Origin of the sequence: Streptomyces odonnellii (genome assembly GCF_000981895.1) — a bacterium.
Classification (GTDB): domain Bacteria; phylum Actinomycetota; class Actinomycetes; order Streptomycetales; family Streptomycetaceae; genus Streptomyces; species Streptomyces odonnellii.
In genome coordinates, this window is record NZ_LATD01000551.1 from 1 (window position 1) to 10,782 (window position 10,782).

Genomic DNA, 10,782 nt, shown 5'->3' on the forward strand with positions numbered 1-10,782 from the left:
CCCTGGGAGCCAGCGGGAAGCCGTCCCGGCCGACCCGCCCTCCTCGCCGGTCTCACCTGGCGAAACGATTCCTTCCGGCACTTCCGCCTCCTCCGCCTCCTCCGCCCTGACGGTCTCCCCGGGACCGCTGCCCCTCGTCGAGGCGCCCAGGACCGCCGCGTACATCGCCGCCGCCCGCGCCCCGAAGGGCCTGGGGGCGGGGCCGCGATTCGGCCGGGACGGCTTCCCGCTGGCTCCCAGGGAGCTCACGGCGCGCCGTGAGCGATTGCGGGCGCGGGCGATGACCGGCACCGTCGTGGCCACCGTCATCGCCGCGCCCCTGCTCGCGCTCGGCACGGCGTACCGCACCGCGCCCACCGAGGACCCCGCCGTCAGCGCCCCGGAACCGGAGCGGCGGGCGTACGGGCACGACAGGAGCCACTCGGGCGCCGGAGGCGCCACCAACCGCGGCGACACCCCGGACTCGCTCGTCGTCGAGGTCGTCGGCGACGGTACGTCGGTGGCCTCGGCGAGCCTGTGGCAGCCCGTTTCCGGCCGTATCACCGTGGAGGCGCGACCGGACGGCCGTACGACACTGATCACGCTCAGCGCGTCCGGCGGCGCCCCGGTCGCGTGGTCCGCGCGCGCCACCGAGCCCTGGCTCGGGCTGAGCCGCCACCACGGCACGCTCGCCCCCGGCGAGTCGTGCACGATCCGGGTGTCGGTGGACCGCCGGCGCGAACCGTCGGGGCCCTGGAGCGCGGGGATCGCGCTGCGCCCGGCGGGCTCGGTGGTGAAGATCTACGGCCATGGCTCCAGGCCGCCGTCCACGGGCCGCCCGCCGAGCCCCGGCCAGCACCCGGGTCGCCCCGCGCCCGGCGGACCGTCCCGGCCGCGCCCGACAGACCCGGCCGGGAACCCGACCCAGGGCCCCACGAACGATCCGACGACGGGTCCCACGCACCCCGGCCCCGTCCCGGGCGATCCGACACCGACGGACCCCGGCGATCCCACACCGCAGGACCCGGGACCCTCCGCACCGGGATCCCCCGCACCGAGCGCTGCGGACCCGTCACCGGGCACCCCCGTCTGACGAGCAGCCCCGAGCCGGACCCGTAACTCGGTGCCGACCGGTACCTGCGCCTGCGCTGGCCCCGTACCCCGGTGCCAGATCCGCACCTGCGCCTGCGCCGGACTCGTACCTGCGCCTGCGCAGGATTCGCCCTACGCCCGCGGCGGGTCCACTGGAGCCCGCGGCGGGTCCACCGGGTCCGCCGGATGCGGTGCCACCAGTGGAAGCTCGCTCGCCATGCGCCGCTCGCACAGCTCCACCAGCTCGTCGTACGCCGCCTTGCCCATCAGCTCCGTCAGCTCCGGCCGGTACGTCCTGTACACCGGATCACCCGCCCCGTGCGCCGAGGTCGCCGAGGTGCACCACCAGTGCAGATCGTGGCCGCCGGGACCCCAGCCGCGCCGGTCGTACTCACCGATCGACACCCGCAGCACCCGCGTGTCGTCGGGCCGCTCGATCCAGTCGTACGTCCGCCGCACCGGCAACTGCCAGCACACGTCCGGCTTGGTCTCCAGCGGTTCGCGCCCCTCGCGCAGCGCCAGGATGTGCAGCGAACAGCCGGCCCCGCCCGCGAAACCGGGGCGGTTCTGGAAGATGCAGGACCCCTTCCAGCGCCGCGTCTGACGCTCACCGTCCTCGTCGGTCTGCGTCCAGCCGCTCGCCGTCCCCTCGTCGTGGAACTGCCACAGCTCCGGGGTGAGCCGCGCCACATGCCCTGCCACCCGCTTCTCGTCGTCCTCGTCGGAGAAGTGCGCGCCCAGCGTGCAGCAGCCGTCATCGGCGCGGCCCGCCTGGATGCCCTGGCAGCCGCTGCCGAAGACGCACGCCCACCGCGAGGTGAGCCAGGTCAGATCGCAGCGGAAGACCTGGTCCTCGTCGGCGGGGTCGGGGAATTCGACCCAGGCCCGGGCGAAGTCCAGGCCCTTCTCGTCGGAGTCCGGGCCGTATTCGGAGGAGGACACCGGAACATATGCGTTCGGGCGCTTGGCTTTGCCCGGCTTCGCCTTTTTCGTCTTTGGCACAGGTCCAGCGTATGCGCGCGGTCGCAGTAGCGTTCGGTTCATGAGACTCGGAGTCCTCGATGTCGGTTCGAACACCGTTCATCTCCTGGCGGTGGACGCCCACCGCGGCGCCCGCCCGCTGCCCGCGCACTCGCACAAGGCCGAGCTGCGGCTCGCCGAGCTGCTCGACACGGACGGCGCCATCGGCCCCGAGGGCGTCGACCGGCTGGTCGCGACGATCACCGACGCGCTCCAGGCCGCCGAGGACAAGGGCTGCGAGGACGTCCTGTCCTTCGCGACCTCCGCCGTACGGGAGGCCACCAACGTCGAGCAGGTCCTCGGGCGTGTCAAAAGCGAGACCGGTGTGGACCTGGAGGTGCTCACCGGGGAGGAGGAGGCCCGTCTCACCTTCCTCGCCGCCCGCCGCTGGTTCGGCTGGTCCGCAGGAAAGCTGCTGGTCCTGGACATCGGCGGCGGCTCCTTGGAGATCGCGTACGGACTCGACGAGGAGCCGGACGCGGCCGTGTCCCTGCCTCTCGGCGCCGGCCGGCTGACCGCCGCCTGGCTGCCCGGCGATCCGCCCGACCCGGTCGACGTGAAGGCCCTGCGCCGCCATGTACGCGCGCAGATCGCCCGTACGGTCGGTGAATTCGCCCGGTTCGGCGCACCGGACCATGTGGTGGCGACCTCCAAGACCTTCCGGCAGCTCGCGCGTCTCGCCGGGGCGGCGCGTTCCGCCGACGGCCTGTACGTACAGCGCGAACTGAGCCGTACGTCACTGGAGGAGTGGGTCCCCAAGCTGGCCGCGATGACCGCGGCCCAGCGCGCCGGGCTGCCCGGGGTGTCCGAGGACAGGTCGCCCCAGCTCGTGGCGGGGGCGCTGGTCGCGGAGGGCGCGATGGACCTGTTCGGTATCGAGGTGGTGGAGATCTGCCCGTGGGCGCTGCGCGAGGGCATCATCCTGCGCAGGCTCGACCAGCTCCCGACGACGACGTAGAAGCGGGCTGTCCCGACCGGACGCGGACTGCCCCGACGCCGTAGGACTCGACGCCGTAGGACCCGCCGGTCTCGGACCCGCCGGTCTAGGACCCGCCGGTCCAGGACCCGTCCGTCCAGGACCCGCCCGTCCAGGCCAGCGCCCGTCCAGGACCCCGTACGACACCCCGCAACCCCGCGCAAGACACCCCGGAACCCCCGACGACCTGCGAGCGCGCCCGATCGGCTCACGGCGGACCAGAAGGTGCCCTTACGCTGTCTCCGTGGCAGAACCAGTGGTGCGGGTCCCGGAAACGAAGGTCGCCCTGTCGACGGCCTCGGTCTATCCGGAGTCCACGGCGACCGCCTTCGAGATCGCCGCGCGCCTCGGTTACGACGGTGTCGAGATCATGGTCTGGACCGATCCGGTCAGCCAGGACATCGAGGCGCTGCGGCGCCTGTCCGACTATCACCAGGTGCCGGTACTCGCCATCCACGCGCCCTGTCTGCTGATCACCCAGCGGGTCTGGTCGACCGACCCCTGGGTGAAGCTCCAGCGGGCGCGGGCGGCGGCCGAGCGGCTCGGCTCCGCGGCGGTGGTCGTCCATCCGCCCTTCCGCTGGCAGCGGCAGTACGTAAGGGACTTCGTCACCGGCATCTGGCGGATGGCGGGGGAGACGGACGTACGGTTCGCCGTCGAGAACATGTACCCCTGGCGGTACCGGGACCGCGAGATGCTCGCGTACGCGCCCGACTGGGACGTCACCAAGGACGACTACCGCCACTTCACGGTCGACCTCTCGCACACCGCGACCGCCCGCACCGATGCCATGGCCATGATCGACCGGATGGGCGACCGGCTGGGGCATGTGCATCTCGCGGACGGCAAGGGTTCGGCGAAGGACGAGCACCTCGTACCGGGCCGGGGCACCCAGCCCTGCGCCGAGCTGCTGGAACGGCTGGCGGCCAACGCGTACGACGGCCATGTGGTGATCGAGGTCAACACGCGCCGGGCGATGTCCGCGGCGGAGCGTGAGGCGGATCTGGCGGAGGCGCTGGCCTTCACACGGCTGCATCTCGTGCGGCCCGGGACCCGGCCGGCGGCGGCTTCCAAGACGGCGGCTTCCAAAGCGCAGGCCTCCGAGCCTGCCTCCGAGGGCGCGTCTGCCTCCGAGGGCGCCGCTGCCGCCGGGGGATCGTCCGCGGCGTGCGAGTCCCGTACGCCCGGCGCCTCCGGAGCGCACCCCTCATGACCCGTACCACCGCCCGTACCACCCCCACGACCACGATCGGCACCACGTCATGACCGGTACGGCACCGCGCCGCCGCGGCCGCCCCGCCCGCAAGGACTCCGAGACCGGCCCCAGCGCCCGGCAGAAGATCCTTGAGGCGGCCCGTACGGAGTTCGCCGCACGCGGGTACGACAAGACCTCCATCCGCGGCATCGCCAAGGCGGCGGGTGTCGACCCCGCACTCGTCCACCACTACTTCGGTACGAAGGACGATGTCTTCGAGGCGGCCGTCGAGGTCTCCTTCGAACCGGCCCTGGTGGTGCCCACCCTGCTGGCGGGCGGTCCTGAGGGCATCGGGGAGCGGCTCGCCCGCTACTTCATCAGCGTCTGGGAGAACCCCGCGACCAGGGCCCCGCTGCTCGCGATCATCCGTTCCGCGCTCACCCACGAGACGGCGGCGAAGGTGCTGCGCACGTTCGTGCTGCGCCGGCTGCTGGAGCGGATCGCGGAGGAGCTGGACGTGCCGGATCCGACCTTCCGCGCCGAACTGGCCGCCTCGCACATGATCGGCATCGCGTTCCTCCGGTATGTGATCAAGGCCGAGCCGCTGGCCTCCGCGGACGGCGAGGCGATCGTCGCGATGGTGGCGCCCACGATCCAGCGGTACTTGACCGAGGCCTGAGCAGCACACCCGGTCCGTATACCGGACGAGGCGTCCAGATCTTGGAGCCGGGGCGTAGGCTCGGGCACAGCCATATCCGCCGAAGGATCCGCTGAAGGAGCGAGCGACGATGCCCGAGCTGAGGTCCCGCACTGTCACCCACGGCCGCAATATGGCGGGCGCCCGCGCCCTGATGCGGGCGTCGGGCGTAGCGAGCGCGGACATCGGCAAGCCGATCGTCGCGGTGGCCAACTCCTTCACCGAGTTCGTGCCCGGCCACACGCACCTCGCCCCGGTCGGCCGGATCGTCTCCGAGGCGATCAAGGCCGCGGGCGCCGTGCCCCGCGAGTTCAACACCATCGCCGTCGACGACGGCATCGCGATGGGCCACGGCGGGATGCTCTACTCCCTGCCGTCCCGCGATCTGATCGCCGACTCCGTCGAGTACATGGCCGAGGCGCACTGCGCGGACGCGCTGATCTGCATCTCCAACTGCGACAAGATCACCCCCGGCATGCTGATGGCCGCGATGCGCCTCAACATCCCCACGGTCTTCGTCTCCGGCGGCCCCATGGAGGCCGGCCAGGCCACCCTCGTGGACGGTACGGTCCGCAAGCTCGACCTGATCAACGCGATCTCCGACGCCGTCAACGAAAGCGTCTCGGACGAGGACATCCTCCGTATCGAGGAGAACGCCTGCCCGACCTGCGGCTCCTGTTCCGGCATGTTCACCGCCAACTCGATGAACTGCCTGACCGAGGCCATCGGCCTCTCGCTGCCCGGCAACGGCTCGGTGCTCGCCACGCACACCGCACGCAGGGCGCTGTACGAGAACGCGGGCCGTACGGTCGTCGAGATCACCAAGCGGTACTACGAGCAGGACGACGACTCGGTGCTGCCGCGCAGTGTCGCCACCCGCGCCGCCTTCGACAACGCCATGGCGCTCGACATCGCCATGGGCGGCTCGACCAACACCATCCTCCATCTGCTCGCCGCCGCGCAGGAGGCCGAGCTGGACTACGGTCTCGCCGACATCGACGCCGTCTCGCGCCGCGTCCCCTGCTTGGCCAAGGTCGCGCCGAATGTCGCCCCCGGCGGCACGTACTACATGGAGGACGTCCACCGGGCGGGCGGTATCCCCGCCATCCTCGGCGAGCTGTATCGCGGCGGGCTGCTCAACGAGGACGTGCACACCGTCCACTCGCCGAGTATCAAGGACTGGCTCGACACCTGGGACGTACGCGGCGGCACGCCCTCCGACGAGGCCGTCGAGCTGTGGCACGCGGCCCCCGGCTGTGTCCGCTCCGCCGAGGCCTTCTCGCAGTCCGAGCGCTGGGACACACTCGACACGGACGCCGCGAACGGCTGTATCCGCGATGTCGCCCACGCCTACTCCAAGGACGGCGGACTGGCGGTCCTCAAGGGCAATCTCGCCGTCGACGGCTGTGTCGTGAAGACGGCGGGCGTCGACGAGTCGATCTGGACCTTCGAGGGCCCGGCCGTCGTCTGCGAATCGCAGGAGGACGCCGTGGAGAAGATCCTCCGCAAGGAGATCACCGAGGGCGATGTGATCGTCATCCGGTACGAGGGTCCGCGCGGCGGTCCCGGTATGCAGGAGATGCTCTACCCGACCTCGTATCTGAAGGGCCGTGGCCTCGGCAAGTCCTGCGCGCTGGTCACCGACGGCCGCTTCTCGGGCGGTACGTCGGGCCTCTCGATCGGCCACGCCTCGCCCGAGGCGGCGTCGGGCGGCACGATCGCGCTGGTCCACGACGGCGACCGGATCCGGATCGACATTCCGAACCGTACGATCGAACTCCTCGTCCCCGAGGACGAGTTGACGGCCCGTCGTGAGGCGCTGAACGGGGTGTACGCACCGGCCGCCCGCGACCGCAAGGTCTCGGTGGCGCTGCGCGCGTACGCGGCGATGGCGACGAGCGCGGACCGGGGCGCGGTGCGGGACGTGACCCGGCTGGGCTGAGCCCGCCGGTCCGGGCCTCCGGTCCGATACTTCGATCCGATTACTTCGGGTCCGATTGCTTCGGCACGACCTTCGGTACGAGCCCTTTGCCCAGGCCTTCGTACGAGCCTTCTGTACGAGACGACAGCGCGCCCCGGATCCCGCTCAGGGACCCGGGGCGCACGGCTCGCACCCGGAAGCGCGAAGAGTCGTCACCAGCCCGCGGGATCCCGGCTGTCGACCGCGAAGACCGACCCGTCCGGCGCGCTCGCGAGGACCTTGCCCGGCACGGTCACCGGCGTCGGCAGCGCCCCCGACAGCGTGTCGCGCCCCTCGCCCATCCGCGGCCTGGTCTGCCCCACCAGCACACCGCGCCCGGCGTCCACGGCGAGCAGCCGTCCGTCGCCCGCGCTCATGAAGAGCCACTTGCCCGAGGCCGTGGGGCGCGACGCCCGGGTGACCGAGGTCTCCAGCCGCCACCGCTGGCCAGGACGGGCGGTCCCGCCGGCACTTCCCTCGGCACTCATGTCGACCGCGACCAGCGAACCCGTGTAGCCGACCACATAGACCATGTCGTCGGCCACGGTCGCCTGGGCCTGGTCGACAGGCGAGGGCAGCGGGACACGCCGTACCGCCTGGTCCTCCGCGTCGAGCCGTACGACCGCGTTCGTCATGTCATTGGTGCCGCTGGACAGCAGGAACAGCGCGTCGTCCGAGGCGCCCGCCGGGGTCAGCGTCCCGGGCAGCGGCTTCTCCCACAGCGGCGTGCCGTCCACCGGGTCGACGGCGCTCACCACCGTGGCCGTCCCGTCCGGCGACGGCGTCACCGCGAACAGCGGGTCCGCGGCGCCGCTCCCCGAAGTCCACACCGAACCGGTACCGCCGCGCCGCGCCTCCCAGCGCTCGTCGCCGGTCGCGCTGTCCAGCGCCCGTACCAGCCCGTCGTACGAGACGAGCAGCACGGTGTCGGCGGTGTGCCGGACCGTGGCGTACGAGGAGACGTCGACGTCCCAGCGCTTGGCACCCGAGTCCGGGTCCAGCGCCTCCAGGCTGCCGCCGCCGGGGGTGATGACATGCAGCAGCCCGCCGGAGAGGACCGGAGCCGCGCCCGCGTCGGCGTCGGTCGTGGCGCGGCCGTCCTTCACCGACCAGTCGGCTCCGCCGTCCGTGGCGCTGAGCCGGGCGGCCTTGAAGCCGGGGGCCGTGCAGTAGACGGCGGCGCCCCCGGCGGAGCAGACGGGCATGGGGTTCGTGCCCTTGCCGGTGCCCAGCACGGCGGTCCACGGGCGGGACGCCTCGTCCGCCTGGGTGCGCGGCGCGGGGTGCACGGTGTCTTCGCCTCCCCCCTGTACCCCGATGAAACCGGCCGCGGCCAGCGCCGCCACCGCCACTGCGACCGCGAGCCAACGGGCGTGCGGGAAGCGGCGGTTACGGGCCGGGACGGCGGAGTCCTCCGAAGCGCCCGCCGCGCCTGCCGCATCGGAAGCGCCCGCCGCGCCTGTCGTTTCCGAACCGCCCGCCGCACTCGAAGCGCCCGCTGTATCGGAAGCGCCCCGCGCACCCGGCGCGTCCTCGCCGGCCGGGGTCCGCCCCGCCCTGAGCCGCGTCGTACGGGACCCGGACTCGTCACTCCCGGGGTGATGCGTGGAATCCGGATCCTCGTCCCCGGCCGGTCCCGGCCCGCGCCGCGGCGCGGGTACGAGCGGCCGTACGCCCCGTATCTCCCCCGTGTCCTGCGCCGGCGCGCGCAGCGCGGACATCAGCTCGTCCGGCGTGGGCCGTTCCGCGGGATCCTTCGCCAGACACCGGCTGATCAGCGGTAGCAGGCTCGCCGGAACCCCGTCCAGGTCCGGCTCGTTGTGGACGACTTGGTACGCCACGATGTACGGGCTGTCCGAGTCGAAGGGCCCGCGCCCGGTCGCCGCGTGCACAAGCACCGCGCCCATCGCGAACACATCGGCGGCGGGCCCGACTTCACGCGGCCGCTGGAACTGCTCGGGCGCCATGAACGGCGGAGTGCCGATCAGCTTGCCCGTCTCCGTGCGGAGATCACTGTCCGTAGGGCGGGAGATACCGAAGTCGATGACCTTGGGGCCGTCCGGCGCCAATAGGACATTGCTCGGTTTGAGATCCCGGTGCACCACTCCGGCCCGGTGGATGTCCCGCAGCCCTTCGGCGAGTCCGGCGCCGAGCCGGAACAATTCCCCCGCGTTCATGGGCCCGTTCCGCTTCACCCGCTCGGAAAGGGTCGGTCCGTCGATGAACAGCGTTGCCATCCAGGGCCGTTCCGCCTCCGGATCCGCGTCCACGACGGGCGCGGTGAACGCCCCGCTCACTCTGCGCGCCGCGGTGACCTCCTGGCGGAACCGGGCTCTGAACTCCGGATCCGAAGCGTGGTTGGTGTGGATGACTTTGACGGCCAGCCGCAACCCGGAAGCGGAGGTGGCGAGATGGACCACCCCCATGCCGCCCGATCCCAGGGCAGCTTCGAGCAGGTATTGACCGGCGTATTCCGGACGTTCCGCTTCCGGGGCCGACCCGGTATGGCGCAGTGGTGGCATCGCCCACCCCCGTGTATTCGTGCGCGAGCGCGACGCACGGAGCCTAGTCGATGATGCGTGCGATCCAGCCATGGGTTGCTAGCCTGCCGAGCAGATTGTGCACCTTCAATGGGGGAGGACCGAATGGCAGTCGAAGAGGTTGACAACTCCGTGGAGAACGTTGCGAAAGACACGGAGGTGGAAGTAGAGGTGGCGGTGCAGGCGGCCGGTGCCACACGCTATCCGATCGCGCCGGGCTATCGGCTGAATGTGCGCAGCGGCCCGGGTACGAACTACCAGCTCGTGAGGGTGCTCGCCTATGGCGCGAGCGTCCCGATCAACTGCCAGAAGCCGGGGGAATGGGTAACCGGCCCTTACGGCACAACCAACATCTGGGACAACATCGCCAACGGCCAGTATGTGTCGGACGCTTATGTGCACACGGGCAGCGACGGCTATATCACCGTCCGCTGCACCTGATGCCTCATCCGATACCGATGCTCACGCGGGAGTGAATCGCGCACGGGAATAGCACGGGGATAATCAGCCCGTGAGCGATCACTCCGAACAGCGTGAGCAGCACGAGCGGCCCGCACGGCGAGAGCCGCGCGAGCGGCAGGGGCACGCCGGGGCCGTCGTGGCCGTGGACGCCGATGACGGCGGCCGTGGCCGCGGCGGCCCCGAGCCCGAGGCGATCCGATTCTTCGGTACGAGCTGGCTTGCCCACGACCGCGGCTACCCGGCACGGCGTATAGCGGTCTCCTTCGGCTCGCTCGCCACGACCGTCGCCGCCTGCCTCGTCCTCCGCTTCGCCTACCAGGGCCTGGAGTCCGCGAACGTGGGCGGCTTCGTGGGCTGGCTGGTCGTGGTGATGTTCGGGGTGTGCGGCGCGATCGCCTTCCGCCGCACCTGGGACGGCTACCGCCGCCGCCCGGCCGACGCCGACCGCGACGAATCCCTGCGCGGCGCGATGGCGATCGGCTTCATCGGCTCCCTGGCGGCCTACTTCCTCCGTTCCTTGAAGGAGGCGCCCGGCGAGTCGCTGCGCCGCCGCGAGTACGAGAAGTCGCGCGCGGCCAGGTCGCGCCCGTCCAACGATTGATCCGGGCCGGTCCGGCGATGGAGCCGCGCCTGTCCGGCGGCGGCGCCAAGTCCGTCCGGCGGCCGGACCAAGCCCGTCCGGCGTTTGAGGACGCCGGTTTCGAGTGACACCACACGCGGCCCGTCCGGCGTTTGAGGGCAGACCGGCAGCCGGCCGTCGGCCACGGCCCCCGCCGCAGCACCACACCCCCACCACCGTCCGCCCCGGCACCCCGCGCCCCCGCGCCGTCAGGATGGACGTATGACCAATCGCGCCCTCTC

At 71.9% G+C, this 10,782-nt stretch carries 9 protein-coding genes; 7 read left to right on the plus strand and 2 right to left on the minus strand.

All coding sequences use genetic code 11. The features are described from left to right. A partial coding sequence (locus WH07_RS41885) for a BACON domain-containing protein (protein ID WP_408645988.1) occupies positions 1 to 1,072 on the plus strand: 1,072 nt, incomplete at its 5' end. A gap of 131 nt (positions 1,073 to 1,203) precedes the next feature. Here WH07_RS41885 and WH07_RS34855 read toward each other — a convergent pair. Then, positions 1,204 to 2,073: a hypothetical protein gene (locus WH07_RS34855; protein WP_063775886.1), complete on the minus strand. Its 870-nt coding sequence runs from the start codon at positions 2,071 to 2,073 to the stop codon at positions 1,204 to 1,206. A 40-nt stretch (positions 2,074 to 2,113) separates the two neighbouring features. Between WH07_RS34855 and WH07_RS34860 the strand changes: the two genes are divergently transcribed. The 4 genes from WH07_RS34860 (at position 2,114) to ilvD (ending at position 6,901) form a co-directional block, all read left to right on the plus strand. Continuing rightward, entirely contained in the window at positions 2,114 to 3,049 is a 936-nt protein-coding gene (locus WH07_RS34860) for a Ppx/GppA phosphatase family protein (protein ID WP_046509067.1), read from the plus strand. 262 nt (positions 3,050 to 3,311) lie between these two features. Beyond that, positions 3,312 to 4,280, plus strand: a complete 969-nt coding sequence (locus tag WH07_RS34865) for a sugar phosphate isomerase/epimerase family protein (RefSeq protein ID WP_232789168.1) — start codon at positions 3,312 to 3,314, stop codon at positions 4,278 to 4,280. A 49-nt stretch (positions 4,281 to 4,329) separates the two neighbouring features. Then, positions 4,330 to 4,941, plus strand: coding sequence for a TetR/AcrR family transcriptional regulator (locus tag WH07_RS34870; RefSeq protein WP_046509069.1), 612 nt, complete (start codon positions 4,330 to 4,332; stop codon positions 4,939 to 4,941). 109 nt (positions 4,942 to 5,050) lie between these two features. Beyond that, entirely contained in the window at positions 5,051 to 6,901 is a 1,851-nt protein-coding gene (gene ilvD, locus WH07_RS34875; protein WP_046509072.1) for a dihydroxy-acid dehydratase, read from the plus strand. 191 nt (positions 6,902 to 7,092) lie between these two features. On the opposite strand, the gene WH07_RS34880 is transcribed toward ilvD, so the two are convergent. Beyond that, the gene (locus WH07_RS34880) at positions 7,093 to 9,441 is read right to left on the minus strand and encodes a protein kinase domain-containing protein (protein WP_046509074.1); all 2,349 of its coding nucleotides are present in this window, start codon (positions 9,439 to 9,441) and stop codon (positions 7,093 to 7,095) included. A gap of 123 nt (positions 9,442 to 9,564) precedes the next feature. Between WH07_RS34880 and WH07_RS34885 the strand changes: the two genes are divergently transcribed. Beyond that, positions 9,565 to 9,900, plus strand: coding sequence for a peptidase (locus WH07_RS34885; protein WP_046509076.1), 336 nt, complete (start codon positions 9,565 to 9,567; stop codon positions 9,898 to 9,900). A gap of 157 nt (positions 9,901 to 10,057) precedes the next feature. Further along, entirely contained in the window at positions 10,058 to 10,522 is a 465-nt protein-coding gene (locus WH07_RS34890; RefSeq protein ID WP_046509084.1) for a hypothetical protein, read from the plus strand. Positions 10,523 to 10,782: the final 260 nt, after the last annotated feature.